This is a genomic window from Cupriavidus sp. BIS7 (assembly GCF_000292345.1).
Taxonomy (GTDB): Bacteria; Pseudomonadota; Gammaproteobacteria; order Burkholderiales; family Burkholderiaceae; genus Cupriavidus.
In genome coordinates this window covers 15931-42626 of record NZ_ALOU01000064.1, presented here as the reverse complement: position 1 = coordinate 42626, position 26696 = coordinate 15931, and the positions used below count along the sequence as shown (strand labels likewise).

General features: G+C 62.8%; 28 protein-coding genes. 6 read left to right on the top strand and 22 right to left on the bottom strand.

The window, feature by feature from the left end; translation table 11 throughout:
• Positions 1-14: 14 nt before the first annotated feature.
• Genes pilO through pilM form a run of 3 tightly spaced genes read right to left on the bottom strand, consistent with a single transcriptional unit; the run spans position 15 to position 2422 of the window.
• Entirely contained in the window at positions 15-686 is a 672-nt protein-coding gene (gene pilO / locus B552_RS0121180) for a type 4a pilus biogenesis protein PilO (protein ID WP_019451058.1), read from the bottom strand.
• A 2-nt stretch (positions 687-688) separates the two neighbouring features.
• A complete protein-coding gene (locus B552_RS0121175) occupies positions 689-1327 on the bottom strand; it encodes a PilN domain-containing protein (protein ID WP_026035898.1) in 639 nt (212 codons plus the stop codon).
• Between the two features lie 24 nt (positions 1328-1351).
• Complete coding sequence (gene pilM / locus B552_RS0121170) at positions 1352-2422, bottom strand: type IV pilus assembly protein PilM (RefSeq protein ID WP_019451056.1); 1071 nt, start codon at positions 2420-2422, stop codon at positions 1352-1354.
• Between the two features lie 490 nt (positions 2423-2912).
• Here pilM and B552_RS0121165 point away from each other — a divergent pair, with 490 nt between their 5' ends.
• Positions 2913-5291, top strand: a complete 2379-nt coding sequence (locus tag B552_RS0121165; RefSeq protein WP_026035897.1) for a penicillin-binding protein 1A — start codon at positions 2913-2915, stop codon at positions 5289-5291.
• A 177-nt stretch (positions 5292-5468) separates the two neighbouring features.
• On the top strand, positions 5469-6104 hold the full coding sequence (locus B552_RS0121160) for a DUF1120 domain-containing protein (RefSeq protein ID WP_019451054.1): 636 nt from the start codon (positions 5469-5471) through the stop codon (positions 6102-6104).
• Between the two features lie 147 nt (positions 6105-6251).
• Here B552_RS0121160 and cyaY read toward each other — a convergent pair whose 3' ends face one another.
• The gene (gene cyaY / locus B552_RS0121155; protein WP_019451053.1) at positions 6252-6587 is read right to left on the bottom strand and encodes an iron donor protein CyaY; all 336 of its coding nucleotides are present in this window, start codon (positions 6585-6587) and stop codon (positions 6252-6254) included.
• 132 nt (positions 6588-6719) lie between these two features.
• On the opposite strand from cyaY, the gene B552_RS0121150 reads away from it, so the two are divergent.
• Both B552_RS0121150 and lysA read left to right on the top strand, forming a co-directional pair.
• Positions 6720-6977, top strand: a complete 258-nt coding sequence (locus B552_RS0121150) for a lipoprotein (protein WP_035880145.1) — start codon at positions 6720-6722, stop codon at positions 6975-6977.
• A 26-nt stretch (positions 6978-7003) separates the two neighbouring features.
• Positions 7004-8263 carry a diaminopimelate decarboxylase gene (gene lysA, locus B552_RS0121145; protein ID WP_019451051.1) on the top strand — a complete coding sequence of 420 codons (1260 nt, stop codon included), beginning with the start codon at positions 7004-7006 and terminating at the stop codon, positions 8261-8263.
• A gap of 50 nt (positions 8264-8313) precedes the next feature.
• On the opposite strand, the gene msrQ is transcribed toward lysA, so the two are convergent.
• The 8 genes from msrQ to B552_RS0121105 all read right to left on the bottom strand — a co-directional run bounded on the left by msrQ (position 8314) and on the right by B552_RS0121105 (position 16602).
• Positions 8314-8994, bottom strand: a complete 681-nt coding sequence (msrQ, locus tag B552_RS0121140) for a protein-methionine-sulfoxide reductase heme-binding subunit MsrQ (RefSeq protein WP_019451050.1) — start codon at positions 8992-8994, stop codon at positions 8314-8316.
• Positions 8994-10004, bottom strand: coding sequence for a protein-methionine-sulfoxide reductase catalytic subunit MsrP (gene msrP / locus B552_RS0121135; RefSeq protein ID WP_019451049.1), 1011 nt, complete (start codon positions 10002-10004; stop codon positions 8994-8996). Before msrP ends, msrQ begins: the two co-directional genes overlap by 1 nt.
• A 94-nt stretch (positions 10005-10098) precedes the next feature.
• Complete coding sequence (locus tag B552_RS0121130; protein WP_019451048.1) at positions 10099-10932, bottom strand: anti-sigma factor; 834 nt, start codon at positions 10930-10932, stop codon at positions 10099-10101.
• On the bottom strand, positions 10932-11465 hold the full coding sequence (locus B552_RS0121125; protein WP_019451047.1) for an RNA polymerase sigma factor: 534 nt from the start codon (positions 11463-11465) through the stop codon (positions 10932-10934). Before B552_RS0121125 ends, B552_RS0121130 begins: the two co-directional genes overlap by 1 nt.
• Positions 11466-11494: 29 nt before the next feature.
• Positions 11495-11926, bottom strand: a complete 432-nt coding sequence (locus B552_RS0121120) for a hypothetical protein (protein ID WP_019451046.1) — start codon at positions 11924-11926, stop codon at positions 11495-11497.
• A gap of 297 nt (positions 11927-12223) precedes the next feature.
• Positions 12224-13447: a c-type cytochrome biogenesis protein CcsB gene (gene ccsB / locus B552_RS0121115; RefSeq protein WP_019451045.1), complete on the bottom strand. Its 1224-nt coding sequence runs from the start codon at positions 13445-13447 to the stop codon at positions 12224-12226.
• A gap of 106 nt (positions 13448-13553) precedes the next feature.
• Positions 13554-15773, bottom strand: coding sequence for a cytochrome c biogenesis protein ResB (locus B552_RS0121110; protein ID WP_026035894.1), 2220 nt, complete (start codon positions 15771-15773; stop codon positions 13554-13556).
• 169 nt (positions 15774-15942) lie between these two features.
• Positions 15943-16602, bottom strand: a complete 660-nt coding sequence (locus B552_RS0121105; protein WP_026035893.1) for a c-type cytochrome — start codon at positions 16600-16602, stop codon at positions 15943-15945.
• Between the two features lie 324 nt (positions 16603-16926).
• Here B552_RS0121105 and yihA point away from each other — a divergent pair, with 324 nt between their 5' ends.
• Together yihA and hemB are read left to right on the top strand one after the other, a co-directional pair.
• Positions 16927-17610 (top strand): ribosome biogenesis GTP-binding protein YihA/YsxC, encoded by a 684-nt coding sequence (gene yihA, locus B552_RS0121100; protein WP_019451042.1) that lies wholly within the window; start codon positions 16927-16929, stop codon positions 17608-17610.
• Between the two features lie 267 nt (positions 17611-17877).
• Positions 17878-18870, top strand: coding sequence for a porphobilinogen synthase (gene hemB, locus B552_RS0121095; RefSeq protein ID WP_026035892.1), 993 nt, complete (start codon positions 17878-17880; stop codon positions 18868-18870).
• A gap of 182 nt (positions 18871-19052) precedes the next feature.
• Here the strand turns inward: hemB and dsbD are convergent, their stop codons facing one another.
• The 10 genes from dsbD to secY form a co-directional block, all read right to left on the bottom strand.
• Entirely contained in the window at positions 19053-21014 is a 1962-nt protein-coding gene (dsbD, locus tag B552_RS0121090) for a protein-disulfide reductase DsbD (RefSeq protein WP_019451040.1), read from the bottom strand.
• A 28-nt stretch (positions 21015-21042) separates the two neighbouring features.
• Positions 21043-21423 carry a divalent-cation tolerance protein CutA gene (gene cutA, locus B552_RS0121085; protein ID WP_026035891.1) on the bottom strand — a complete coding sequence of 127 codons (381 nt, stop codon included), beginning with the start codon at positions 21421-21423 and terminating at the stop codon, positions 21043-21045.
• A 101-nt stretch (positions 21424-21524) separates the two neighbouring features.
• Positions 21525-21920 (bottom strand): 50S ribosomal protein L17, encoded by a 396-nt coding sequence (rplQ, locus tag B552_RS0121080; RefSeq protein ID WP_026035890.1) that lies wholly within the window; start codon positions 21918-21920, stop codon positions 21525-21527.
• Between the two features lie 153 nt (positions 21921-22073).
• On the bottom strand, positions 22074-23054 hold the full coding sequence (gene rpoA, locus B552_RS0121075) for a DNA-directed RNA polymerase subunit alpha (protein WP_019451037.1): 981 nt from the start codon (positions 23052-23054) through the stop codon (positions 22074-22076).
• A gap of 175 nt (positions 23055-23229) precedes the next feature.
• Entirely contained in the window at positions 23230-23853 is a 624-nt protein-coding gene (rpsD, locus tag B552_RS0121070) for a 30S ribosomal protein S4 (RefSeq protein ID WP_019451036.1), read from the bottom strand.
• A 280-nt stretch (positions 23854-24133) separates the two neighbouring features.
• Positions 24134-24535, bottom strand: a complete 402-nt coding sequence (gene rpsK, locus B552_RS0121065) for a 30S ribosomal protein S11 (RefSeq protein ID WP_008642963.1) — start codon at positions 24533-24535, stop codon at positions 24134-24136.
• A 24-nt stretch (positions 24536-24559) separates the two neighbouring features.
• On the bottom strand, positions 24560-24925 hold the full coding sequence (gene rpsM / locus B552_RS0121060) for a 30S ribosomal protein S13 (RefSeq protein ID WP_010812377.1): 366 nt from the start codon (positions 24923-24925) through the stop codon (positions 24560-24562).
• Between the two features lie 19 nt (positions 24926-24944).
• Positions 24945-25061, bottom strand: a complete 117-nt coding sequence (gene rpmJ / locus B552_RS0121055; protein WP_008642959.1) for a 50S ribosomal protein L36 — start codon at positions 25059-25061, stop codon at positions 24945-24947.
• Between the two features lie 31 nt (positions 25062-25092).
• The gene (gene infA / locus B552_RS0121050) at positions 25093-25311 is read right to left on the bottom strand and encodes a translation initiation factor IF-1 (RefSeq protein WP_019451035.1); all 219 of its coding nucleotides are present in this window, start codon (positions 25309-25311) and stop codon (positions 25093-25095) included.
• A 27-nt stretch (positions 25312-25338) separates the two neighbouring features.
• The gene (gene secY / locus B552_RS0121045) at positions 25339-26682 is read right to left on the bottom strand and encodes a preprotein translocase subunit SecY (RefSeq protein ID WP_019451034.1); all 1344 of its coding nucleotides are present in this window, start codon (positions 26680-26682) and stop codon (positions 25339-25341) included.
• Between the last annotated feature and the right edge of the window lie 14 nt (positions 26683-26696).

The following is a 26696-nucleotide window of genomic DNA, read 5'->3' as shown; positions in this document are numbered from 1 at the left end:
TCGGGTCAGCCGGCTCACTTGGCACCTCCCTTACCCTTCTTCGATGCATCCGCAGCTGCCTTGCGCTGCGCAGCCTGCTCGTCCGGATCCAGCGCGCGATAGGCCATGGCCACGGCTTCCATCGACAGCGTGCCGTCCTTGCCAACAGACATGTTCAGGTTACGCATCGAGACGATCCGCGAAAGCGCCGCCACATCGGCATTGAACAGTGCAACGTCGTGGTAGCGGCCGGTGACCTTCAGGTTGACCGGGATTTCGGCATAGTAGGGCTTGATCGTGGCCGCCTGCGGCTTGAACAGCTCGAACTGCAGGCCGCGCGCCACGCCGGCGTGGTTCACGTCGGCCAGCAGGGCATCCATCTCGGTGCTGTTCGGCAACTGGCGCTCGGCCAGCGCCACGCGCTTCTCGACCTCGACCTTCTGCGCGCGCAGCGCTTCGAGGTTCGCGATCTGGGTGACCTTGGACTTGAACTGCTGCTTCAGCGTCTCGTGCTCGGCCTGCTTGCGCTGCAGCTCCTCGCTCTTGTCGCTCCAGTAGAACTGCCAGCCGAGCACCAGCACGATGGCTGCGGCAAGTGTCGAGAACAGGACGCGTGGTGCCGCCGGCCAGGTTTCAGGCTCGTTCAGGTTCAGACCGCGAAACTGCGCGGTCAGGTCCTGCAGGGAGATATCGGAATTGAGCGCCATGATCAGACGTTTCCTCCTGCAGGCTTGGCTGCGGCACCGGAGGCGCCCTTCTTCCTGTCGGCCGGCACTTCCGGCGCGCGATAGGCAAAGCGCATCGAGAATTCGAACAGCCGGCGCTGCTCGCGCAGGTTATTCGTCATGGTGATCGCCTTGGACTCGACCAGATCCGCCTGGTCCAGCCATGCCACCTGCCCGATGTTGCGCAGCAGTTCCGACACGCGCTCGTTGGACTGCGCCACGCCGGACATCACGAAGTGGTCATCGGTCTGCTTGAGACTGGTCAGGTACACGCCTTCCGGCACCTGGCGCACGAGTTCTTCGAGCAATTGCACAGGCAGGTTGCGCTGCGCCTGCAGGCTCTCGATCGCACGCTGGCGGTCAAGCAGGGCCTCGATGTCCTTCTTGAGCGTGTTGACTTCCTTGATCTGGCCATCCATGCGGGCGTTCTCGAGCGTCAACACCTGGTTGCGCGCCGCTACCGCATCGATCTCGGAGTCGATATAGAAACCGCCGAGCAGAACCACGAGCGCCCCCGCGCCCGCTGCTCCGCCCAGCATCGTGTAGACCTTCTTCCGCCGGGCTGCCTTGCGCGCCTCGTGATACGGCAAGAGGTTGACCGACGGAATGGAATTCGTCGTCATGGACATGCTTGTCCCCCCGGTGGGTTATTGCAGTCCGCGCAGTGCCAGTCCCGCACTTACGATGTACGCGGGCAAGTCGCGCTGGAGATAGCGCTCGTTGACCTTGCCTGCGGTCATCATGTTGGCGAAAGGATTGGCCAGCGTGGTCGTGATCTGTGTTTGCTGCTGGATGGCTGCCTGCATGCCGAGCAACGACGCATGCCCGCCCGACAGCAGGATCTCGTCCACGCGGCCCAGGCTGGAACTGGCGATGAAATTGCCGATGGCGCCCTGCACTTCCATGGCCAGCGCTTCCAGCGACGGCTTCAGCAGTTGCGCGCGCCAGGCTTCAGGAAGCGTGTTCTTGCGCTTCTTGATTTCAGCCTTGAGCGCATCGAGCGTGAACATGCGTGCGGCGCTCTGCGTGAGCTGATCGCCATAGCTGTTCAGCGGCTGCTCGTACAGTTCCTTCCAGCCCTGATAGAAGATTGCCTTGGAGCGGCTGCCGCCCAGGTGGACGACGGCCACCACCGGCAGATCCTTGGCATCGGTTTCCGTCAGGCCAGCCGGCACGCCGAGCATCTGCACGACGGAGCGCTGCACGGCGTACTCTTCCACGTCCATCACCTGCGGCTTCAGGCCAGCCATTTCGGCGGCCGTCACGCGCTCCTGCACACGATCACTGTTGGCGGCCGTGACACGCACGCCGATGCCGCCTTCGGTTTCGCTGGGACCAATCACCGCAAAGTCGAAATTGACCGCCTGGGATGGCGGATAGAGGCGGTGCGCCTCCGATTCGACCTGGGAATAGAGTTCGTCTTCGCTGAGGTTGTCAGGAAGACTGACCGTCTGGGATTCGGTCAGCATGGACGGCACGCCAAGCACTACGTCCTTGGTGCGAATGCCAGCCTTGCCGAGCGCGCGCTTGAGCGCGACACCCACGGCCTCGATGTTGACCACGTTGCCATCGGCAACGGCGTTGCGATCCAGCAGTTCGCTGGCGCATTTCTCCAGCCTGTAGTCGTTTTTGCCCGCCCCAACGGACAGCTCAACGACCTTGACGCTGGACGACCCAATATCTACGCCGACCGTAGTCCGGCGTAGAAGACCCGACAAGATGCCCCGTCGCAAGGTGACCCCCTGACATTTGAACTCGCCCACGGCATGTCTGCTCTAATGGTGCGAGCCAGTTTCTTTGGATGAAACGTTTTGCTCTTTTATGCTCGTGGATTCTTACAAAAACCGGAGGCGCTGGCAATGTGCCGGTTTGACCACGCTTTCTTTTTCAGAAGGACCCCGTCAAAGCGTTGCCAAAATCTGACGGTCAACAACGTCTTCGTTGCACAGCGTTGCATCCCGCCGCCCCATCATCTCTCCTGTCCGAGAACCCCGACGATACTCGACGAAACCGCGCCCTCCACGGCTACCGCTTCAAGCGCACGCGCGGCAACGCGCGCCTTGCCAGTCGGCCTTGCGAGGCATCACGGGCAAACCCCGATGGCATTACATCTTGTAACAGCGCGATAGCGCCTTCCGGGCCACAGGAACGCCGGAGCGCGAGGGGCGCAACGATATAATCCGGGGCACTCTGATTAGGTAAACCCTTATGGCCACAGCACAACAGAAGCCGTCCCTTCCCGTCCGCCGCCCCGTGTGGCTGCGGGTCATGATCTGGGTGATCGGACTGCTTGTCGCCGGTATTGCAGCGGCGGCGCTGCTGGTTGGCTATGCGCTGGTTGTCGCGGCGCCGAACCTGCCGTCGCTGGACACGATCACCGACTACCGGCCCAAGATCCCGCTGCGGATCTATACGGCTGACAACGTGCTGATCGGCGAATTCGGCGAGGAGCGCCGCAATTTCGTGCCGATCAACGAGATCCCCGACGTCATGAAGAAGGCCGTGCTCGCGATCGAGGACGACCGGTTCTACGAGCATGGCGGCGTGGACTTCGTCGGCGTGATGCGCGCGGGTCTGGCCAACCTGCGCGGCGGCCTGTCGCAGGGCGCATCGACCATCACGATGCAGGTGGCCCGCAACTTCTTCCTGTCGAGCGAGAAAACCTACACGCGCAAGATCTACGAGATGCTGCTTGCATACAAGATCGAGGCGAACCTGAGCAAGGACCAGATTCTCGAGCTGTACATGAACCAGATCTACCTGGGCCAGCGCGCGTACGGCTTTGCCAGCGCGGCACGCGTGTACTTCGGCAAGTCGATCAAGGACGTGACGCCAGCGGAGGCCGCCATGCTGGCCGGCCTGCCCAAGGCGCCGTCGGCCTACAACCCGGTGGTCAACCCGCGTCGCGCCAAGGTGCGTCAGGAGTACATCCTGCAGCGCATGCGTGACCTGCACTACATCACACCGGAACAGTACGACCAGGCCGTGCGCGAGCCACTGAACGTGCGCAGCGAGGGCAACGAGTTCTCCACCCACGCCGAATACGTTGCCGAAATCGTGCGCCAGCTGATGTATGCGCAGTACCGCGAGGAGACCTATACGCGCGGCCTCACGGTCTACACGACGCTGACCAAGCCCGACCAGGACGCCGCCTACGAAGCCGTGCGCAGCGGCATCATGAACTACGAGCGCAAGCACGGCTATCGCGGTCCTGAAGCGTTTATCGACCTGCCATCGGATTCGGCCGAGCGCGAGCAGGCCATCGACGATGCATTGGTCGAGCATCCGGGTAGCGACGACCTGCGCTCCGCGGTGGTCACCAGCGTGACGCCGAAACAGGTGCGCGCAACGCTGCTGTCGGGTGAAGTGGCGACGATCGAAGGCCAGGCGCTGCGCTTTATCGCGCCGTCGCTGTCGGCCAGCGCGCAGCCCAAGGTCAGGATTCGCCCAGGCGCGATCATTCGCGTCACGCAGGATCCGAAGGACAACGCGTGGTCGGTGACGCAGTTGCCCGAGGTGGCAGCGGCGTTCATTTCGCTGAACCCCGAGGACGGCGCGATCCGTTCGATGGTTGGTGGCTTCGACTACAACCGCAACAAGTTCAACCATGTGACACAGGCCTGGCGCCAGCCGGGATCGAGCTTCAAGCCGTTCATCTACACGGCGGCGCTGGAGAAAGGCTTCTCGCCAGCCACGGTGATCAATGATGCACCGCTGACGATCGGCCCCGACACGGGCGGCCAGGTCTGGGAGCCGAAGAACTACGACGGCAAGTTCGAAGGCCCGATGACGATGCGCCGTGCGCTGGCCAAGTCGAAGAACCTGGTTTCGGTGCGCATCCTGCGCGCGATTGGCACGCAGTACGCGCAGGACTACATCACGCGCTTCGGCTTCGAGGCCGACAAGCACCCGGCCTATCTGCCGATGGCGCTGGGCGCCGGCAGCGTGACGCCGCTGCAGATGGCCGGCGCCTATTCGGTGTTTGCCAATGGCGGCTACCGGATCAATCCGTACCTGATCCAGCGTGTCGAGGACTCGCGCGGCAAGGTAATCTCGGAGACACATCCGCAGAAGGTTGGTGAAGATGCGGTACGCGTGCTCGACGCACGCACGGCATTCATCGCGGACAGCATGCTGCGCGAAGTGGTGCGCAGCGGCACGGCCAACCCGGCCAAGCAGCGCCTGGGCCGCAACGACATGGCCGGCAAGACCGGTACCACCAACGACGCCGTTGACGCATGGTTCGCCGGTTATACACCGAAGCTGGTTGCCATCGCGTGGATGGGCTACGACCAGCCCAAGAGCCTGGGCGTGCGCGAAACCGGTGGCGGCCTGGCGCTGCCGATCTGGGTCGGCTACATGGGCAAGATGCTCAAGGGCGTGCCCGAAAGCCCGGATCGCCAGCCGCCCGAAGGCGTGGTCATGGCGGGCGGCGACTGGACACTCGAGGAAAACGCCGCTGGTGCCGGTGTGGCATCGGTGGGGCTGGGTGATCCGTGGCCGGGCAAGCCGGACGAAAGCTCGCGTCCGCCGCAGGACACAGAGGCCGAGAAGAAGAAGATTCTGGAGATGTTCGGCGGGGCGTGATGCCCCTTCCAGGCCCTGCCGATGACACCTGGCTGTCCAGGCAGATTCGCCATAATCGAAAATAACACCATTGATTGCGAGTAGCGCCCTTTCAATAATGATTATGTAGATATCGCTCCGCAGCAACAACTCGCGGTGTGACATCGACATTTCCCAACCTTGAAAGGGTCTACCGTCATGCCGCCTCTCCTCGGCAGAATTTCGCTGGTTGCCGTTCTGGCTGGTGTCTCGCTCGGCGCCTTTGCTGCCGAGTCCGCCGATCTCTCGGTGGCGGGGACAATTCGTCCTGCTGCCTGCAACATCTCCCTGTCAAGGACAACACTCGACTACGGGACTATTTCGGCAACGACGTTGAGCGACACCCAGGATACGGTGTTGCCCGCCATGACCTTCGACTTGTCCATCATATGCGATGCGCCGACGGTGTTTGCAATCGCGGCGGTAGACAACCGTGCAGGTACAAGAACCGGTGCGAACCAAAATGCCTTCGGTCTCGGGATGGTCGATAATCAACGCGTCGGTAGATACTTGCTGTGGCTTGGCTATCAAACTCCAGTAGGAGACGGCAACGACGTGGTAGCGCTCTGGGGTCAGCGCAGCGGAGGGGGCTGGGAGACGGCTAGTTATTTCAGGCCTATGCCGAACGCCATTACCCTATGGGCAGAGATGGGCACCACAACGCCAAAGGCCTTCACAACCATTCAACAAACCGTATATCTCGATACCCGCATTGCACCGAAGAACAACCTTCCCTCGCTAACAGGCGGAGTTCCGCTAGACGGATCGGCAACACTTTCCCTGGTCTATCTCTGACAAGGGCGGCCGGGCTGCATGCGGTAGCCGCCCGGCCTGGCACAGCCTGACAGGACGGCCCGAAAAACCGCGCCGGCAGGCCCAAAACGAAAGACGCCCGACGAGCCTGGTCGGGCGTCTTGCATTCAGGGTCTGAAGCAGGCCGACCTATCTCAGCACCAACGCCGCCCCGGCCTGCTGGCTCATGTACGCCGACAGCGCCGCATACAGTTCCGCGCCGCTGCGCGTGTCGAGCCACTTGCCGCCGTCGCGGCGGAAGTGGAAGCCACCTGCCTTGGCCGCCACCCACAGTTCCTGCATCGGCGCCTGGCTGTTGACGATGATCTTGGAGCCGTCCTCGAACTCGAGTTCCATCACATTGCCGGTGCGATTGATTTCCACGTCCGCATCGGCGGCATCGGCGGCGGCTTCGATCGCCGCTTCGAGCTGATCCAGGGCCTCGCTGGCCAGAGCCAGGAACTCGCTTTCACTGAGGGGGGGCATGCTACACTCCAAGGCCGCCGGCGCCCCGTTCCAGAAGGGCACTCGGGCCGGCATCAATTGATGGAAAAATCGGGAAGCTCCGCGCTCCCCGCAGCCATCCGAAAAGCCATCCAGACAATGAAGGACTCCCCGATGCTGCGTCGTGGTGCGATTGTATCGGCGTTTGCCGCCATGCTCGCGATGCCCCTTGCCGGGTGCGGCATTCGCGGCCCGCTTTACATGCCGACTGTACCGCCCGCGCAGACACCGCCCGCCGTGGCCGATCCCGGCCTGGGCAAGCCGGATGCGCCAGGTGCCGTCGTACCGGCGCGCCCGATGGCCGATCCAACCACGGCTGCGCCCGCTCCCATCGAACCGGCCCACGGCAGTTCCGCCCCATCAGCACGTTGAGTGCCCGCTTTAGTGCTCGTTAGAACATGACCGACTTCTTTCATCGCCGCGACGGCGCCCTTTCCGTCGAGCAAGTTCCGCTCGCCCGCATCGCCGCCGAGTTCGGCACGCCGACATTCGTCTACTCGCGCGCCGCGCTGACCGCCGCGTACAACGCCTACGCGGCCGCCTGCAAAGGACGCAACGCTCACGTGCAATTCGCCGTAAAGGCCAATTCGAACCTGGCCGTGCTGCAGGTCTTTGCACAGCTTGGCGCCGGTTTCGACATCGTATCGGGCGGCGAACTGCTGCGTGTGATCGCAGCCGGCGGCGACCCGCGCAAGGTGGTGTTCTCGGGCGTAGCCAAGAGCATCGCCGACATGGAACTGGCGCTGAAGCACGACGTGCGCGGGTTCAACGTCGAGTCGATTCCTGAACTGGACCGCCTGAACGCCGTAGCCGGCCGCCTGGGCAAGCGCGCGCGCGTGTCGCTGCGCATCAACCCTGACGTCGATGCCAAGACGCACCCGTACATCTCGACGGGCCTCAAGGGCAACAAGTTCGGCGTCGCGTTCGAAGACGTGCTGCCGACCTATCGTGCCGCCGCTGCGCTGCCGAATATCGAGGTGACTGGCATCGACTGCCATATCGGCTCGCAGATCACCGAAGTGGCGCCGTACCTGGAAGCGCTGGACAAGGTGCTGGATGTGGTCGAAGCGCTTGAAGCCGAGGGCATCAAGCTGGAACACATCGACGTGGGCGGCGGCCTGGGCATTACCTACGCCGACGAGACGCCGCCGGACATCACGGGCTTTGCCACAACGCTGATCGATCGCGTGGCCGCGCGTGGCCATGGTCATCGCGAAGTGCTGTTCGAGCCGGGCCGCTCGCTCGTGGGCAATGCCGGCGTGCTGCTCACGCAGGTGGAATTCCTGAAGCCCGGCGTGGCCAAGAACTTCTGCATCGTCGATGCCGCAATGAACGATCTCGCACGTCCGGCAATGTACGAGGCCTTCCATCGTATCGAACCCGTCACCCCGCGCAACGACGCGCTGGTGAAGTACGACGTGGTGGGCCCGGTCTGCGAATCGGGCGACTGGCTTGGCCGCGACCGCTCGCTGGCCGTCCAGCCGGGCGACCTGCTGGCCGTGATGTCGGCCGGCGCGTACGGCTTCGTCATGAGCTCCAACTACAACACGCGCGGCCGCGCCGCCGAGGTAATGGTCGATGGCGATACCGTGCACCTGGTGCGCGAACGCGAATTGCCGGCCGACTTGTTCCGCGGCGAGCGGCTGCTGAAGGCCTGACCGGGCTTCAGCAATAAAAAGGGCGACGCTTTGCGTCGCCCTTTTTATTTCTACTGTGCCGCCCGCGGTCTGCGCACCCACCACCAGACGCGCATCCCCAACAGCGCGCCCACCACCGCGGCATAGATCGACACCTCGCGGAAATCATGCTTGCCGGCCTTGTGCCACCAGTAGTGCAGGATCGCCAGTACGGCAATCGCATAAATGGCCCGGTGCAGCACCTGCCAGCGCCTGCCGCCAAGCCAGCGCACCGCCGCGTTGGCGGATGTGGCAGCCAGCGGGGTCATCAGCACGAACGCCGCGAAGCCCACGGTGATGAAGGGCCGCTTGCCGATGTCCTTGATCATGTAGGCCACGTCAAACCCGCGATCCACCGCCAGCCAAAGCAGGAAATGCTGCACGCCGTAGAAGAACGCGAACAGGCCGAACATGCGGCGCAGCCGGATCAGCCAATGCCAGCCCGTGATCCGGCGCAGTGGTGTGACGGCCAGCGTCACGCACAGCATCACAAGCGTCCACGTGCCAGTGGAACGGGTCACGAACTCAAGCGGATTGGCGCCGAACTGCCCCGTGGCGCCGAGGTACATCAGGCGGGCAAAGGGCAGCATCGCCAGGCACCAGGCGACAACCTTGACCGCCCGCACACGCGATGGCGCGAGCATGGCGAGTCCGCCGCCCTGCTGTCGCGTGGCTCGTGCCGCGCTGGTGGCCGTCAGGTCACGCTCCGCCATCAGAAATTCTTCCTCAGATCCATGCCCTGATAGAGCGAGGCCACCTGCGCGCCATAACCGTTGAACGGCAGCGTCTTGCGCTTCGGCGCAAACAGCGCCGAGAAGCCGCCGCCGCCCTTGTCTTCGCCGATACGCCGCTCCGTCGCCTGACTCCAGCGCGGATGGTCCACGTCCGGATTCACGTTCGAATAGAAGCCATACTCGTTCGGCGCGGCGATGTTCCAGCTCGTCGGCGGCTGCTTGTCGGTGAAGCGGATCTTCACGATCGACTTCGCGCTCTTGAAGCCGTACTTCCACGGCAGCACCATGCGCACCGGGGCGCCATTCTGGTTCGGCAGCACTTCACCGTAGAGCCCGAACGTCAGCAGCGCGAGCGGATGCATGGCCTCGTCCATGCGAAGGCCTTCGCTGTAGGGCCAGTCCAGCACGCCGCTGCTGATGCCCGGCATCTGCTTCTTGTCGGCAAGCGTGATGAACTGGACGAACTTCGCGCCAGGCTGCGGTTCGACGCGGCGGATCAGCTCCGCCAGCGGATAGCCGATCCAAGGGATCACCATCGACCATCCTTCCACGCAGCGCAGCCGGTAGACGCGCTCCTCCATCGGCGCGAGCTTCAGCAGTTCGTCGAGGTCATAGGCCTTTGGCCGCTTCACCAGCCCCTCCACGGCAACCTGCCACGGGCGCGGCCGCAGCGTGGCCGCGTACCGGGCGGGGTCGGACTTGTCGGTGCCGAACTCGTAGAAATTGTTGTAGGTGGTGACGTCCTCATACGGTGTGCGCTTGTCCGTCACCACGTACGCGTTGTTTGGGGTGGCCGCCAACCGGGGAAGCTTGCCCGGGGTGCCCTGCGCGAATGCCTGCCGCGCGAACCACGGCGTTGCCAGGCTGCCTGCGGCACCGGCCGCGGCCATTGCCAGCAGCCGCCGCCGCGTGGCGAACACGTGTTGGGGGGTGATTTCCGATGCGGCGATATCGTCACCGCGCAGCCATTTCGGGGCAGGAATCAGCATGATGGGGATGGACCTTGGTGGTGCTTGCAGGATTCGACAGCAAGTGTGGCCGCAAAGTTGGTCAGGAAGTTGGCCGGATAGTGCGTCGGCTCGATCATCCCCGCTGGTATTGCTGATAGACCGCATGCGCCAGCGCCAGCAGACGCTCGCGGTCCAGCGGGCCGGCCAGCGCGAATCCCAGGTTACGGTCGACCCAATAGAATGCCATGGCATTCGGCCCGGCGGGCGGACCACCCTGCCCCGGCACCAGCCGTTCCAGCCGGAACGCCGTGTCGGGCGTACCCTGCGCCATGCAGCGCAGCTGCAGCGACAGACGCATGCCGTCGTCGTTCTCGTACATCAGGATGGCCATCGGCCCGCCTTCTGCCACGCCAAGCCGCCCACCGATCAGGTGAAAGCCCTGGGCGCGCAGGTCCGGCACCTGCAGCGGGGCCCCGAGCCGCTTCGACAGCCAGGCCACCATGTGTGCCTCATCGCTGGCAGGCACCTCGACCACGTGGCGCACCTCAGGCGCATAGACGACATGGCTGGCCAGTGCATCGCGGGCAAAACGTTCGACCGGCGCTACGCCGCCCAGATCGGCATCGAAGCGGCCACGCGCCATCCAGCCGCTCGCCCCGCCGATGATGAACGTGGAGACACTGGCCGCCAGCGCCAGCGCCAACGGCCAGCCCGGACGGCGTGACTTGGGGCGTGCAGTGCCTTCGCGCAACCCGCGCGGTAGTGCGGCAAGCGGTACGGCCTCCTTGAGCACACTATTAAGCGAGGCGTGCAGCGCCGCCGTTTGCCGCCGCCAGGCCTCGACCTTGCGCGCGGCTTCCGGGTCTGCGGCCAGGAAGGCTTCGACTTCGGCGCGGCGCGGGCCGCTCAACTGGCCATCCGCATAAGCATGGAGGTCGGCTTCGCCGACAGGGGTCGGGGTCACCATCATTTCACTCGCTGCAGCGCGGTTGGCGCCGCCGCGCCCTCGGGGCCGCCGTCGAGCAGGCGACGCATGTGTTCGCGCGCACGGGCAAGCCGTGACATTACCGTACCGATCGGCACCTCGAGCACCTGGGCCGCCTCGGCATAGGAAAACTGTTCCAGACTCACTAGCAGCAACACCGCGCGCTGCGCTTCCGGCAGCTTGCCCAACGCCTGCAGCAGATCGCGGCGCAGGCCAGGATCCGCGTCATGTGCAGCCACGTCGGGAAGGGTATCGGTAGCGGTCACGATGTCACTCTTGCGCAGATGGTTCAGGCGCAGACGGTGCATTAGCGTCAGCAGCCATGGCAGCAGCCCGTCGGCACCGTCACCCCAGAGCGCCCCGGGGCGCAGGCGGAAGCGCCAGCGATAGCGCAGGGCACGCTCGAGCGTGTCCTGCACGAGGTCGTCGGCCAGCGTGGCGTCGCCGGTCAGGCCGCGCGCGTGGCGCCGCAAGCGCGGCGCCAGCACCACCAACTGGCGTTCAAACGGTTCCATGCCGGGGCTTCCGCTCTACCGCAAGGGGCTCAAGGCGTCGCCACGTGCCAGACGCTGTTGAAGTTGTCGCCACCACGATCACCCTGCCTTGCGTCCTTGGCAAAGCGGTAAAGCGGCTTGCCCTTGTAGGCCCACTGGCGGGTGCCATCGTCACGCGTGATGATCGAGTAGTCGCCCGAGCCGCTCTTGCCCGGTTCGGCCAGCAGCGGCGGCCAGTTGGTCGAGCACATGCCGTTGCATACGCTCTTGCCGCCATTGGCCGGATCACGATCGAACGTGTACAGCGTCAGGCCCTGCGGATCGGTCAGCGCACCGTTGGTGACCTTCACGGTCGGCGGCATGTTGCCGCCGCCCATGTTCATGCCCATGCTGGAACAACCGGCCAGCAGGACAGAGGCAGCACCCATCGCAAGTGCGATCGGGCGGAGCATGGATACAGCGGTGTGACGGGAAGCCATCATGGGGTTCTCCTTCTCCAGTGCGGTGCCGACAGCCGGCGCCGTTCTCCTCCAGTAAACACCTAATGTGATGTGTTTATTCCGCGCAGCCCAAAAAAATGTGGCGCTCAACCGATGAATGTGGCGTTTAAGGTATAGGCAAGATGCCGGAGGATCGGCATTGCGTAATCTGACGAAACGTTGCCGGAGCCGTCACTGGCCGTCGGGCGAAGCCACATCAAAGGCGGATCGCAATGGCCCGAAAGCAACAAGGCCTGCCGATCGCGGCAGGCCTTGTCGTTCAGTCGAAGGCAGTGTGGGTCAGAGTTCGCCGTAGCTGTGCAGCCCGGACAGGAACATGTTGACGCCCAGGAACGCAAAGGTCGTTACCAGCAGTCCCACCAGCGCCCACCACGCGGCAACCGTGCCGCGCAGGCCCTTCATCAGGCGCATGTGCAGCCACGCTGCATAGTTGAGCCAGACGATCAGCGCCCAGGTTTCCTTCGGGTCCCAGCTCCAGTAACCGCCCCAGGCTTCGGCAGCCCACAATGCACCGAGGATCGTCGCGATCGTGAAGAACGCAAAGCCGACGGCGATGGCCTTGTACATCACGTCATCGAGCAATTCGAGCGAGGGCAGGCGCTCGGCCAGAATGCCGTGCTGCTTGAGCAGGTAGGCCACGGACACCATGGCCGCCAGCGAAAACGTGCCATAGCCGATGAAGTTTGCGGGGACATGGATCTTCATCCACCAGCTTTGCAGGGCAGGCACCAGCGGCTGAATCTCCTGCGCGTTGCGCGTGACGGTGTACCAGAGCAGGAAGCCAACCGCGGCCGACACCACCAGCATCACGAACGGCCCCAGTGCACGCGTGGCGTAGCGACGCTCGTAATACAGGTAGAACAGCGACGTGATCAACGTGAAGAGGACGAACACCTCATAGAGGTTCGAGATCGGAATATGGCCGATATCTGCGCCAATCAGGTACGACTCGTACCAGCGCACCATCAGGCCCGTGAAGCCCAGCACCACTGCTGCCCAGCAGAGCTTGCTGCCGATGCTCGCCCCCGTGGCCGACTTCGAGACAAAGCCAACCCAGTAGAACAGTGTCGAAAGGTACACAAGGGCGCTCATCCAGAGGATGGCCGACTGGCTCGACAGGAAATACTTGAGGAAGAATGCCTGCTCGGCCCGCGCCAGATCGCCGTGGTAGAGCTGGATGCCAGACAGCGACAGCACCGCAATGCCCGCCATCAGCGGGCGGACAGCCTTCCAGTGCCAGCCGAGCAGCGCGAAGGTCGGCACCGCGGCAATCAGCACCGCCTTGTCATAGACGTTCATCCAGTGACCGTAGCGCATCAATGCAAACCCGGCGCCCGCCACCAGAAACAGCGCGAAAATCCAGTCAACCGGCCCAAGCCGGCGAAGAAATGAAGGTTCGAGGTAGTCGGCCTCCAGGGCAGCCGCGTCGCGCGGCGCGTCGGGGGCTACGGCAGCCTGCCGCGGCGCCAGGCCGGAATTGGCGTGATTCACATTCGAGGACATGGCATTCCTGCTCTTCGGCGCATGGCGCCTCTGTTATATCTGCCGTGCGTCCCGCCCGCATGTCTCCGCTGGGCCGGACGCCGGTTCATGCTTTTGTACCTTTGTACTATAGCGACGACGCTTTCTTATCATGAGACGCTGATGGCCCGGTTTGCTGTGCCTCGGGCGTCATCGCGCCACCGACCGCACGGCCGATATCGTCGCGCAGTGACGTGAACTCCTTCTCGAAATCCATCGTGCGGCGCTGCGTGGACATTGCCATCAGGACGTGACTGCCACCGGGGTGTCCGGCATCGTCGGCGTGCTTGTCCTTGACCCAGATCCAGACACGCCGCTCGCGGATGTAGAACATCGAGAACACGCCCAGGACCAGCAGCAGGCACCCAAGATACACGATGTTTTTACCGGGCGCACGGGTCATCTGGAACACGCTTGCCTGGACCTGCTGGAAGTCGTCAAGCTGCAGGAATACCGGCGCTTCATAGAAGAAACTGTCCGACAGCGCGTTGATGGCCTGCTGGAGAAACACGCCGCTCTTCGCATCGTTCGGGATGGCAGGCAGCTTGTCCTGCTCGCGCGCCAGTTGCCACAGTTCCCACATGGAGCCATTGAGAATCTTCAGCAGCACGTCGGCGGCCTTTTGCTGATCGGCCTGGGGCACGGACTTCTCCAGGAATGCCGCGATGGCCGTGAAGCCGCCCGGAGGCGCGTCGGCCGACATGCGTGTGGCGCCGGCAAACAGATCCATCGCCCGCATGGCGCTTTCGGCAAGCTGCTTGCGCAGGTCCGCCTTGTCAGCCCCCGGCATGGAGATCTCGGCAAAGCGGCGTGCCGCCTCGCCACGCATTGCCTTGTCCTGCAGCGCCGCGCGCAGGCGCATCCAGTCAGCTACGCTGTTCTGGTCGTCAGCCGGGATACGCAGATAGCGGAACGGCTCATTCGGCGATTCGCGCATGCCGGCCAGGAACACGGACTGACCATCAAGCTGCACGGGCACCATGTAGTTGTTGAACTCGCGCGCCTGACCGTTGCGGTCACGCAGCTTGTACTGCACCGACGGCCCCACATTGCGCAGGTTCTTGTCCTTGTCCAGGCTCGCTGCGGCGCCGAGGTGCTGTTCGAGCGCTCCCAGCGACGACTTGCGCGCCACGCCACGCACATCGGCCTTGCCCGAGGCGTCGGTAACGGTCTCGACGTTCATCAACCGGAAATCGCTGAACTCGACGGTCAGCCCGTCCTTGTCGGCACCGGTTCCAGTGCCGGCGAGCGGTGCATTGCCGCCAACCGTGCCCGCGAACGGGAACGTGGCGTGCGCTGCGCCGGTCATCGGATAGCCAACGAACTTCAGCCGCGAACCGCCGTCTTCGAAGCTTGACTGGTAGATGGCAACGCCGTCGACGACCAGCGGTTCGTTGACCTTGATAGTCGCTTCGGTTTTCTTGCCGGTGGCGCGATCCGTCACGACGACGTCGGAGGCGAACAGCTTGGGCATGCCCGTCGAGTAGAAGTCCACCGTGAACTTCTTGAGCATGATGCTGAACGGCAGGTCCTGCACCAGCGCGCCATCGGCAATGTTGAGGATGGCAGTCGACACGGTCGCGCCCTCGGGTACAAACGCGTTGCCACGGAAGCCCGGGTTGCCAGGCGAGAGCCGGTGCTGCGCGGGAATCTCGCTGATGATGGCGTTGCCGTCGATCGGCGTCTTGCCGCCGAACCACATCTGCGCGCGGATCAGCATATCGCCGTCAAGCAGGCCGCCAAGGCAGATCACGACAATGGCGGTGTGGGCAAGGATGTAGCCGAGCTTGTTCGCCGCACCGGCCTTTGCGGCCAGCAGCGTCGCGCCATCATGCTCGACTGGCTTGACGCGATAGCCGCGATTGCGCAGCAACGCGTCCAGCCGGCCGATGGCCTCGGTGCGACTGCGCGAGGCATCGTATTCGCCGCGATGATGGAACGCGCGCAGGCTGCGCTCGCGAACGTGGTCCTTCCACGAACGCATCTCGACGATCATTTTCGGCCCGTTGCGCGCGATGCAAAGCGACGTCGAGACAACGAGGAAAGCCAGGATCAGCAGGAACCACCACGAGCTGTACACCTTCTGCAGCGACAGCGCATGGAAAAGGTCCGCCCAGAACGGCCCGAACTGGTTGACGTAATTCGGGTACGGCTCATTCTGCTTGAGCACCGTGCCGATGATGCTGGAGATGGCAATCACCGTCAGCAGCGTGATGGCGAAACGCATCGAGGACAGCAGCTCGACGCCGTCGCGCAGCACGCGGTGATGAGTCCTCAGGTGCAATCCTGAAGTGGATGGGGTCGACATGTGCGGTAATGCCTGAAAGCCGGTTTGATGCGGAAAGTGACGCCGATCCCGGCGCCGAAAACAAAAAAGGGTGGACGTGCTTTGGCAAGCAGGCCACCCTCTTCGATTGATGCCGGCACAACGGGTTCATCCCCTGCGGGGATACCCTGCCATGCCAGCCAGGTACGACTTAACGGACGCCAGCGACGTAATCCGCGACCGCCTTGATCTCGGCATCCGACATCCTGGCGGTAATCGTGCTCATGACCGAATTGTTCTTGCGGGTGCCCTGGCGGAACGCCACCAGTTGCGCTTCGGTGTATTCGGAGAACTGGCCTCCAATACGCGGATATTGCGCCGGAATGCCGGCACCAGTCGGGCCATGGCATCCTGCGCAGGCCGGCACGCCCTTGGCGGCGATACCTCCGCGATAGATCTTCTGGCCTTCCTCGATCGTATCCTTGTTCTTCGCCGTGGCAGGCTTGATCTGCTGCTTGGCAAGGTAGGCGCCGATGTCCTTCATTTCCTGATCGGTCAGGGCGGACGCATACGGCGTCATGATGGCGTTGTTACGATCCTTCGCCTTGAAGTCGGTCAGTTGCTTGTGTACGTAGCCCGCCTGCTGGCCAGCCAGCTTGGGGTTGGTGGCTGCGGCACTGTTTCCGGCGGCACCGTGGCAGGAGAGGCAAGCGGGAACATTGCGATCAGGTGCGCCTTGCGAATAAAGTGTCTCGCCCTTGGAGGGATCTGCCTTGGCGGCGGCCTGCTCTGCGGCAGATGCCAGTCCACTCATGGCAGCCATTGGAACGGCCAATGCCATGACACCCAGAAGTTTCGCAATGCGGTTCATTCGTACACCTTGTCAGAATTGTTATGAACACCGTAATGCACGCCGATCGTCCCTTGCCAGGCGGTGAGGAAGCGCCAATTTGGGGGCAGGGGCTGACCGGGATACGCAATGCTGCAACTGACCGGGACATTCTTCCGGGCAATTTAAAGCATCGCCGATGACATCGCGCAAGGATGCCACACGTCACCCGCTCAGGAGACCGTAAACCGGGTTATTGTACAATAAATCGCTTTCCGGATTGACTTAGATCAGTCTCTGTGTCGACGTCCGCATTGCACTTTGTATTAGGCTTTCGCCGCGTCGTCCGCCTCAACGTTCTCTTGTATGTCCCTTCTACACCAGGCCCGCTTCTTTACAACCGTCAACCACCTGCGCGACCTGCCTGCCACGGCGGTCCCCGAGGTAGCGTTCGCCGGACGCTCCAATGCCGGCAAGTCGACGGCCATCAACACACTGTGCAACCAGAAGCGCCTGGCATTCTCCTCGCGCACACCAGGCCGCACGCAGCATATCAACTACTTTACGGTGGCGCCGGTCAAGGCACCGGACCCAATCGGTTTTCTGGTGGACCTGCCGGGCTATGGCTACGCGGAAGTCTCGGGCAGCGCCAAGTTTCACTGGCAAGGCCTGCTATCCGACTACGTGCAGACGCGACCACAGTTGTCCGGGCTGATTCTGATGATGGACGCGCGCCGCCCATTTACGGAACTGGATTGCCAGATGGTCGAGTGGTTCCTGCCCACGGGCAAGCCGATTCACATATTGCTGACCAAGGCCGACAAGCTCACTACCAGCGAGAACGCCAAAGCGCTGCGCGCAACGCGCCAGATGCTGGCTGACTACGCGGAACAGATGGAAGATCCGCCGGCCCTGACTGCGCAACTGTTCTCGAGTCTCAAGCGACGCGGAATCGAGGAGGCGCAGCGCGTGGTGGCCGGTTGGCTGGCATTGCCGGAGGCGCAGCCCGCCGTTTCCGCCACGGATGCGCCCGACGCCCCACAGGGCTGAATTGGCGCGCTACCGCTCTCCCCAAAAAAAACCCCGTTGCGAACAACGGGGATGAACTTTCCCGCCGATTCAGGGCGGGTACCCGCTCAGGGAGGAGTAGCGGGGGACATCCGCGCTGCGCGAAGCAACACAAGGTGTCCGCGAGTATGATGGCGGGCACGCGCAAAAGTTCTTTTTTCTTTCGGCGTACTTCAGATGTTCGCTGCCGCATGGGTCTTGCGGTGGCGTGCGCCGCGCATCCGTCCACGACTCTCCCAAGATTCAGCCATGTCCACGTTCCCCGAGTACCGTCCCCGCCGCATGCGTCGCGATGACTTCTCGCGCCGCATGATGCGCGAGAATCGCCTGTCACCCGATAACCTGATCTATCCGGTGTTTATTCTGGATGGTCAGAATCAGCGTCAGGCCGTGGCATCGATGCCGGGTGTGGAGCGTGTCTCGGTGGACCTGCTGATGCCGGTTGCCGAAGACTGCGTGAAGTTGGGGATTCCTGTCATTGCGCTGTTCCCCGTGATCGATCCATCGTTGAAGACACCGGACGGCATCGAGGCTACGAATGCCGATGGCCTGGTGCCGCGCGCCGTGCGCGCGCTGAAGGACCGCTTCCCCGAACTGGGTGTACTGACCGACGTGGCGCTCGATCCGTATACGAGCCACGGCCAGGACGGAGTGCTCGACGAGAACGGCTACGTCATCAATGACGTGACCGTCGAGATTCTCGTCAAGCAGGCGCTTGTCCAGGCCGAATCTGGCGTCGACATCGTTGCGCCGTCGGACATGATGGACGGCCGCATTGGTGCCGTACGCACCGCGCTCGAAGACGCCGGCCACATTCACACCCGCATCATGGCCTACTCGGCCAAGTACGCATCGGCGTTCTACGGCCCGTTCCGTGATGCTGTGGGCTCCGCCGCCAATCTGGGCAAGGGCAACAAGATGACCTACCAGATGGACCCGGCGAATACCGACGAGGCGCTGCGTGAGGTCGCACAGGACATCATGGAAGGCGCCGACATGGTCATGGTGAAGCCGGGCATGCCGTATCTCGACATCGTGCGTCGCGTGAAGGACGAGTTCCGCTTCCCGACGTATGTGTACCAGGTCAGCGGCGAGTACGCGATGCTCAAGGCCGCGGCGCAGAACGGCTGGCTCGATCACGACAAGGTCATGATGGAATCCCTGTTGGCGTTCCGCCGCGCCGGCGCCGATGGCATCCTGACCTATTTCGCGCGCGATGCCGCACGCCTGCTGAAAGCCTGATCACGGATGGACCTGCCCGGCCAGCGCCGGGCTTCTCGGCCAGCCAGGTCTATACGATTGAACCGCTCGACACCACGGGCGCGTTACTCACCGGGAACGCTTCCGCGCGGCAGCGTGGTAGCCGCAACAAGTGGCTGCCGGGGCCTGGGGCGCTGGCTGGACCGTTAGCCGGCGCACCGTACTCAGGTCTGCGGTTGCGGCCCTAACGCTCGCTCCAGGCTATCGAGGAAGCGGGGCGCCGATTGATAGCCGATCACGCGCACGGGACGCTCCCGGCCATCCTTGTCGAACAGGATGATGCCCGGCGGGCCGAACAGCCCGAAGCGCTTGAGCAGCGCCCGATCGTCGGCATTGTTTGCAGTCACATCGGCTTGCAACAACACGACGTTGGCGAGCCGCGCGCTGACCTTCACGTCAGGGAACGTCAGCTTCTCCATTTCCTTGCAGCTCACGCACCAGTCGGCGTAGAAGTCCAGCAAGACCGGGCGCCCTTCCGCCGCAGCCCGAGCGACGCGTGCGTCAAGCTCGGCAATGCTGCGCACTCGTTCGAAGCGGATCCCTTCAGCGCGCGGCAAAGCTGCACCGATGGACGAAGTACTTGCCAGGTGCGATAACGGTTGCAGGGGATCCCTTCCACCCGATGCCACGCCAACAATCTGGATTCCACCGGCGAGCGCCGCCAGCAAGCCAAGGCCCTTGCCGAGCCGGGACAGCCCTCGCGGATCGGGGCCAAGTGCGTCGAACGCGCCGAGGTACACGGCCGCCACAAGCAGCAGTGCTGCCCAGGCCAGCATGACAACCCATGCAGGCAATACTGGCGTCACCATCCAGATCGCCACTCCGATGAGCAGGAAGCCGAAAAAGCGCTTGGTTGTCTCCATCCACTTGCCGGCCCGCGGAAGCAGATTGCCTGCCCCAACGCCCACCAGCAGCAGCGGAACGCCCATTCCAAGTGCCATCGCCAACAGGGCCGCACCACCAGTCAACGCGTCTCCGGTCTGCGCGATGTAGGCCAGCGCCCCAGCCAATGGCGCCGTGACGCACGGGCCCACGATCAGCGCCGAGATCGCACCCATCGCTGCGGCGCCGACCACCTGCCCACTCTCGTGGCGGCTTGACGATTCGGTCAACCGGGCTTGCCAGCGGTGCGGCATCTGAAGCTCGTAGAGGCCAAACATCGACATGGCCAGCGCGACCATCATCAATGCGAAAGTCCCGAGCACCCATGGAGTCTGCAGTGCAGCGGCAAGCCCTTCTCCGGCCAGACCCGCCGCGACGCCCACAGCCGTGTAGACCACGGCCATGCCGAGCACATAGGCCAGGGACACGACAAAGGCTCGCCAGCGCGTGACATGCTCGCCCACAACGATCGACGACAGAATCGGGACCATCGGCAGAACGCATGGCGTGAACGTCAACAGCAATCCGAGGCCGAAGAACAGCGCGCCGATCAGCGCGAGGTTGCGGCTGGCCAGCGCACCGGCAATGCGATCGCTGTCGTCAGCAAGACTTGTGGCACGGCCAGATTGCGCACTGCCCGTGTTCGCACCAGGACCGGCTGTGGCCGGTGCCTGGGCCGGCGCCTGCGCCTCCGGTGTGGACTGGCCAGGCGCGCTACGGTCTCCGAACAGGTTCGAGAGCGCAGAGCCGCCCACCTTGTAGACGCTCTCCATCGGTGGATAGCAGAGACCCTTGTCAGCGCACCCCTGCGACGTCACGACCAGCGACCACTTGCCATCGGCCGGCGCCTCGTCGACGGGTACCTTGATCACGACGGCGCGGCGATAAGTCTCCATGTCCTTACCGAAGGTCTCATCGAAATGCACGTTGCCCTGCGGCATATCCGGCTTGCCGAGCTTCACACCTGCCGGCTTGGCTGCAAAGGCAAACCGCTCACGGTACAGGTAGTAGCCGTCGGCCACGTCGAAGCGGACTTCGACAGTCTTTGGATCGATCTGCCTGGCTGCGAAACGAAATGCCTGCTCAGGAGGAAGGAAGTCCTCCGCGGCTGCAGCGTGCGCATTGGCCCAGAGGAACAGGCATGCCAATGCAGTCAGCCAGACTGTGGCGATATGCCACAGCCTGCTTTCGCGTGCTGGACCCGCTTTCCAAGCCGTTTCGATGCTGTTGCCCGTCATTGCCATGTGTCTTTGTTCCGATACTTGCACGGCTTCAGCCGTTTTTCTTGGTACCCGTCGCTTCGTTCTGCACCCATGTCAGGTACGCAGGCAAGCCAGTTGCCAGCGGCCACGCGATGAGTTCTGGAACATCATACGGATGCTCGGCGCGGATTACCGCTTCCAGCGCTGCATACTGGCGCCGGGTGGTCTTCATCAGCAGCGGCCATTCCTGCGCCTGCTCAAGCTTGCCTTGCCACCAGTACTCGGACTGGCAAGGCGCAAGGCGGTTCACACAGGCCGCCACACGTGCTTCGAGCACGGCCCTGGCCACCTTGATCGCGGAGGCCTCGTCCGGCAGGTTTGTCATCGCCACCAGCACCGACTCTAGCGAGTCTGCCGCCTGGGGGACAGGAGAGAATTCTGAATCGGTCATGTCATGACGGGAGCACAAAACAAAAGAGCCAGGCAGAAGCCTGGCTCGATTGTAGTGCGGTGTCCGTTAGCCCGTCAGTGTGCGACGGGCGCGGCCATCACTTATTCCGCAGCTTCTTCAGCCGGGGCTTCGGTGACTTCCGGACGATCCACCAGTTCGACCAGCGCCATCGGCGCGTTGTCGCCCTGACGGAAACCGAACTTCAGGATGCGGGTGTAGCCGCCCGGACGGGTGGCGTAGCGCGGACCCAGTTCGGTGAACAGCTTGGTAACCATGTCGCGGTCGCGCAGACGGGCGAAAGCCAGACGACGGTTGGCAACGGTGTCCTTCTTGGCCAGCGTGATGAGCGGCTCGACAACCTTGCGCAGTTCCTTGGCCTTGGGCACGGTGGTCTTGATCAGCTCGTGCTGGAACAGCGAGTTGGACATGTTGCGCAGCATCGCGAGACGGTGCGACGAGGTGCGGTTCAGTTTCCGCAAACCATGACGGTGACGCATGATGATTCCTTTCGATTGTAGTGTTTAACCAGCTCTTCTATCGCCTTTGCATCTTGCACGGGCGCGGGCCGGTAGTGCTTCCATGCCACAAGCGGTATGCCAGTGGCGCGTACGAAATTGCGGGGCCGTGTTGCCACAGCCCCGCAACTCCAATTACTTCTCCAGACCTGCGGGCGGCCAGTTCTCGAGCTTCATGCCGAGCGTCAGACCACGCGAAGCCAGGACTTCCTTGATCTCGTTGAGCGACTTGCGACCCAGGTTCGGGGTCTTGAGCAGTTCGTTCTCGGTACGCTGGATCAGGTCGCCGATGTAGTAGATGTTCTCGGCCTTCAGGCAGTTGGCCGAACGCACGGTCAGTTCGAGGTCGTCGACCGGACGCAGCAGGATCGGATCGATCTGCGGCGCGCGGCTCGAAGCAGCCTCGGCTGCCGATTCCGTGCCTTCCAGCGCGGCGAACACCGACAGTTGGTCAACCAGGATACGGGCCGACTGGCGAATCGCTTCCTCCGGCGAGATCACGCCGTCGGTTTCGATGTTCATCACCAGCTTGTCCAGGTCGGTACGCTGTTCCACACGCGCCGATTCCACGGCGTACGAAACGCGGCGAACCGGCGAGAACGAGGCGTCCAGCACGATGCGGCCGATTACCTTGCCGGATTCGTCGCCGAACTTGCGCACGTTGCCCGGCACGTAGCCGCGGCCTTGTTCGACCTTGATCTGCATGTCGAGCTTGCCGCCTGCGGACAGGTGAGCGATGACGTGGCCCGGGTTGATGATTTCGACATCGTGCGGCAGCTCGATATCAGCTGCCGTCACAATGCCTTCGCCATCCTTGCGCAGCGACACCGTGACTTCGTCGCGGTTGTGCAGCTTGAACACCACGCCCTTCAGATTGAGGAGCAGGTTGACGACGTCTTCTTGCACGCCGTCGATGGTGGAATACTCGTGGACCACCCCAGCGATCGTGACCTCAGTCGGGGCATAGCCGACCATCGACGACAGCAGTACGCGACGCAGGGCGTTGCCGAGCGTATGCCCGTAACCGCGCTCAAACGGCTCCATCACGACTTTGGCGTGGTGGTCGCCCAGCGGTTCGACGGCGATGATTTTTGGCTTGAGGAGTGCTGTTTGCATTAGGTTGTCCTTTTCAATACCCTCGGCTCGTTACACCGATAAGGCTGACGTTTGGAACCTGAAAAACCCATCGCACGATGGGCAATAAGCCCGGCGCGCCGCAAAGCGCGCCGGGCTGAAAGCGAAGCCTTGTATGGAAGGCAAGCGCTGAATCGTTCGATGATCGATTCGGCGATTAACGCGAATACAATTCGACGATCAGGCTTTCGTTGATGTCGCCCGAGATATCGGCGCGATCCGGAGCTTGCTTGAACGTGCCTTCGAACTTCTTGGCGTCCACTGCAACCCAGGTCGGGAAGCCCGACTGCTCGGCCAGCGACAGCGCCTCGGCGATACGCACTTGCTTCTTCGACTGCTCGCGCACCGACACCACGTCGCCTGCCTTCACCTGTGCCGACGGCACGTTCAGCGGCTGGCCGTTCACCAGGATCGCCTTGTGCGAAACCAGCTGACGCGCTTCAGCACGAGTCGAGCCAAAGCCCATGCGGTACACAACGTTGTCCAGGCGCGATTCCAGCAGCTGCAGCAGCTTTTCGCCGGTGTTGCCCTTGCGACGGTCGGCTTCAGCGAAGTAGCGACGGAACTGGCGCTCGAGCACGCCATAGATGCGCTTAACCTTCTGCTTTTCGCGCAGCTGGTTGCCGTAGTCGGACGTACGGGCGCCCGAGGTGCGGCCGTGCTGGCCCGGCTTGCTGTCCAGCTTGCACTTGTCAGCCAGCGAGCGACGGGCGCTCTTCAGGAACAGATCGGTGCCTTCGCGGCGGGAAAGTTTGGCCTTCGGGCCGGTATAACGTGCCACTTTGTCTTCCTTTGATCGATCACGGCGCCATCAGGACGCGCCGCGAGTCCGTCACCGCTTGTGACGGACGGTGGGCTTATGGTTCTTCATCCGCTGCGGCACAGCCGCACGGACGCAACGCAAAAGCACGACAGTGCGCCCGGCTGACAAGACAAAAGCCTCATTCCCCGGACGCAAAACGAAAGCCCGCCGCAACGAATTGCAGCAGGCGAACGCGCGATACTACCACAGTCCGAAGGCGAGGGCATAACCCCTCGCTATTCTTCGGCAAGCCTGGCGCTTAGATACGGCGGCGCTTCGGCGGACGGCAGCCGTTGTGCGGCACCGGCGTCACATCTTCGATCACGGCGATCTTGATGCCCAGCGCGTTCAGCGCACGGACAGCCGATTCACGGCCGGGACCCGGGCCCTTGATACGCACTTCCAGGTTCTTGATACCCTGGTCTTGCGCAACACGGCCTGCGTTCTCAGCAGCAACCTGGGCAGCGAACGGGGTCGACTTGCGCGAACCCTTGAAGCCCTGGCCACCGGCGGTCGCCCACGACAGGGCGTTGCCCTGACGGTCGGTGATCGTGATGATGGTGTTGTTGAACGAAGCGTGGACGTGCGCGATGCCGTCGGCAACGTTCTTCTTGACCTTCTTACGCGCGCGCTGGGCGGCGTTATTCGGACCTTTTGCCATTCGTTTCTTCCTATGCCTTCGGCTTTACTTCTTCAGTGCCACGCCGGCCTTGCGCGGACCCTTGCGGGTACGGGCGTTGGTGCGGGTACGCTGACCGCGCATCGGCAGACCCTTGCGGTGACGCATGCCACGATAGCAACCAAGGTCCATCAGACGCTTGATGTTCATCGTGGTTTCACGACGCAGGTCACCCTCGACCGTGACCTTGCCAACTTCGTCACGAAGCTTTTCCAGGTCGGCGTCGGTCAGATCCTTGACCTTCTTGTCAAACGGTACACCGGTGGCCTCGCAAATCTTGCGGGCGCGCGAGCGGCCGACACCGTAAATAGCCGTCAGGCCGATTTCGGTGTGCTTGTGGTTCGGGATGTTAACCCCTGCGATACGTGCCATTCGTCAATCCTCTTTCCGATTAGCCTTGGCGTTGCTTGTGGCGGGGATCCGACGAGCAGATCACGCGCACGACACCGTTGCGCTTGATGATTTTGCAGTTGCGGCAAATGCGCTTAACAGAAGCCAGCACTTTCATGATTTTCCTCTTCCTTCAATTCCTGTTCGCTTCACTTCGTCCGGAAGACGATGCGTGCGCGTGACAGATCATATGGGGTCAGCTCGACAGTCACCTTGTCACCCGGAAGAATCCGGATGTAGTTCATTCGCATCTTGCCGGAGATATGGCCCAGTACTACGTGGCCGTTCTCAAGCTTGATACGGAACGTCGCGTTGGGGAGATTTTCCAGGACCTCCCCGTGCATCTGGATGACGTCGTCTTTTGCCATACCTGAGCCTGTCCCGACCTACCATTTTTAACGCAAGGTCAGGTTACCCTTGAAATTCGCCTTCTTCAGCAGCGACTCATACTGCTGCGACATGACATAGGACTGTACCTGCGCCATGAAGTCCATCGTGACGACCACGATGATCAGCAGCGAGGTTCCGCCGAAATAAAACGGAACGTTCCAGCGCAGCACCAGGAATTCCGGCAACAGGCAGACCAGTGTGATGTAAATCGCACCAGCCAGCGTCAGGCGCACCAGGATCTTGTCGATATAGCGCGTCGTTTGCTCGCCCGGACGGATGCCCGGAATGAAGGCACCACTCTTTTTCAGGTTATCCGCCACTTCCCGGCTGTTGTACACCAGAGCCGTATAGAAGAAGCAGAAGAAAACAATCGCAGTCGCATACAGCAGGATGTACACCGGCTGACCCGGCGACAGCGTGGCAGCCAGGTCCTTGATGAACCGACCTACCGCACTCGTCGAGTCCGACGTGAACCAGCCTGCAATCGTCGCCGGGAACAGAATGATCGACGATGCAAAGATCGGCGGAATCACCCCTGCCATGTTCAGCTTCAGCGGCAGGTGCGACGACTGACCGCCGTACACCTTGTTGCCGACCTGACGCTTGGCATAGTTCACCAGGATCTTGCGCTGGCCGCGCTCGATAAACACCACGGCGAAGGTCACACCAGCAATGATCGCCACGATCATGATCGCCGCGATGATGCTCATGGAACCCGTGCGGACCAGTTCGAACAGTCCGCCGATCGCGTTGGGCAGGCCCGCCGCGATACCGCCAAAGATGATGATCGAGATGCCGTTGCCCAGACCACGCTCGGTGATCTGCTCACCCAGCCACATCAGGAACATCGTGCCGGTTACCAGCGTGATCACGGCCGTGGCCCGGAACATCAGACCAGGATCGAGCACGAGGCCCGGCTGCGATTCCAGCGCAACCGCAATCGACAGCGCCTGGAACGTGGCCAGAACCACGGTGCCGTAGCGCGTGTACTGCGTAATCTTGCGTTGCCCTGCCTGCCCTTCCTTCTTCAGCGACTCCAGCTGCGGCAGCACGATCGTCAGCAACTGCATGATGATCGACGCCGAGATGTACGGCATGATGCCGAGCGCGAAGACGGTAAAGCGCGACAGCGCACCGCCCGAGAACAGGTTGAACATCCCGAGGATGCCACCCGACTGAGACTGGAAAAGCTTCGCAAGCTGGTCCGGATCGATCCCCGGCACCGGAATATGTGCACCGATGCGGTAAACGATCAGGGCCAGCACCAGGAACATCAGCCGGCGCTTGAGATCGCCGTACTTCGCCGTGTTCCTGGCTTGCGCGCTTGCATTGGGTTTCGCCGTGGCCAAACGATGCTCCGACT

Coding starts and splice junctions, on each gene's coding strand:
- yihA (WP_019451042.1), top strand. CDS start 16,927: ATGTCCCTTCTACACCAGGCCCGCTTCTTTACAACCGTCAACCACCTG.
- pilO (WP_019451058.1), bottom strand. CDS start 686: ATGGCGCTCAATTCCGATATCTCCCTGCAGGACCTGACCGCGCAGTTT.
- cutA (WP_026035891.1), bottom strand. CDS start 21,423: ATGACCGATTCAGAATTCTCTCCTGTCCCCCAGGCGGCAGACTCGCTA.
- B552_RS0121130 (WP_019451048.1), bottom strand. CDS start 10,932: ATGGTGACCCCGACCCCTGTCGGCGAAGCCGACCTCCATGCTTATGCG.
- rplQ (WP_026035890.1), bottom strand. CDS start 21,920: ATGCGTCACCGTCATGGTTTGCGGAAACTGAACCGCACCTCGTCGCAC.
- msrP (WP_019451049.1), bottom strand. CDS start 10,004: ATGCTGATTCCTGCCCCGAAATGGCTGCGCGGTGACGATATCGCCGCA.
- B552_RS0121165 (WP_026035897.1), top strand. CDS start 2,913: ATGGCCACAGCACAACAGAAGCCGTCCCTTCCCGTCCGCCGCCCCGTG.
- B552_RS0121110 (WP_026035894.1), bottom strand. CDS start 15,773: ATGTCGACCCCATCCACTTCAGGATTGCACCTGAGGACTCATCACCGC.
- B552_RS0121120 (WP_019451046.1), bottom strand. CDS start 11,926: ATGATGGCTTCCCGTCACACCGCTGTATCCATGCTCCGCCCGATCGCA.
- dsbD (WP_019451040.1), bottom strand. CDS start 21,014: ATGGCAATGACGGGCAACAGCATCGAAACGGCTTGGAAAGCGGGTCCA.
- B552_RS0121125 (WP_019451047.1), bottom strand. CDS start 11,465: ATGGAACCGTTTGAACGCCAGTTGGTGGTGCTGGCGCCGCGCTTGCGG.
- infA (WP_019451035.1), bottom strand. CDS start 25,311: ATGGCAAAAGACGACGTCATCCAGATGCACGGGGAGGTCCTGGAAAAT.
- B552_RS0121150 (WP_035880145.1), top strand. CDS start 6,720: ATGCTGCGTCGTGGTGCGATTGTATCGGCGTTTGCCGCCATGCTCGCG.
- hemB (WP_026035892.1), top strand. CDS start 17,878: ATGTCCACGTTCCCCGAGTACCGTCCCCGCCGCATGCGTCGCGATGAC.
- rpoA (WP_019451037.1), bottom strand. CDS start 23,054: ATGCAAACAGCACTCCTCAAGCCAAAAATCATCGCCGTCGAACCGCTG.
- lysA (WP_019451051.1), top strand. CDS start 7,004: ATGACCGACTTCTTTCATCGCCGCGACGGCGCCCTTTCCGTCGAGCAA.
- rpsM (WP_010812377.1), bottom strand. CDS start 24,925: ATGGCACGTATCGCAGGGGTTAACATCCCGAACCACAAGCACACCGAA.
- B552_RS0121160 (WP_019451054.1), top strand. CDS start 5,469: ATGCCGCCTCTCCTCGGCAGAATTTCGCTGGTTGCCGTTCTGGCTGGT.
- B552_RS0121175 (WP_026035898.1), bottom strand. CDS start 1,327: ATGACGACGAATTCCATTCCGTCGGTCAACCTCTTGCCGTATCACGAG.
- ccsB (WP_019451045.1), bottom strand. CDS start 13,447: ATGTCCTCGAATGTGAATCACGCCAATTCCGGCCTGGCGCCGCGGCAG.
- B552_RS0121105 (WP_026035893.1), bottom strand. CDS start 16,602: ATGAACCGCATTGCGAAACTTCTGGGTGTCATGGCATTGGCCGTTCCA.
- rpmJ (WP_008642959.1), bottom strand. CDS start 25,061: ATGAAAGTGCTGGCTTCTGTTAAGCGCATTTGCCGCAACTGCAAAATC.
- rpsK (WP_008642963.1), bottom strand. CDS start 24,535: ATGGCAAAAGGTCCGAATAACGCCGCCCAGCGCGCGCGTAAGAAGGTC.
- msrQ (WP_019451050.1), bottom strand. CDS start 8,994: ATGGCGGAGCGTGACCTGACGGCCACCAGCGCGGCACGAGCCACGCGA.
- cyaY (WP_019451053.1), bottom strand. CDS start 6,587: ATGCCCCCCCTCAGTGAAAGCGAGTTCCTGGCTCTGGCCAGCGAGGCC.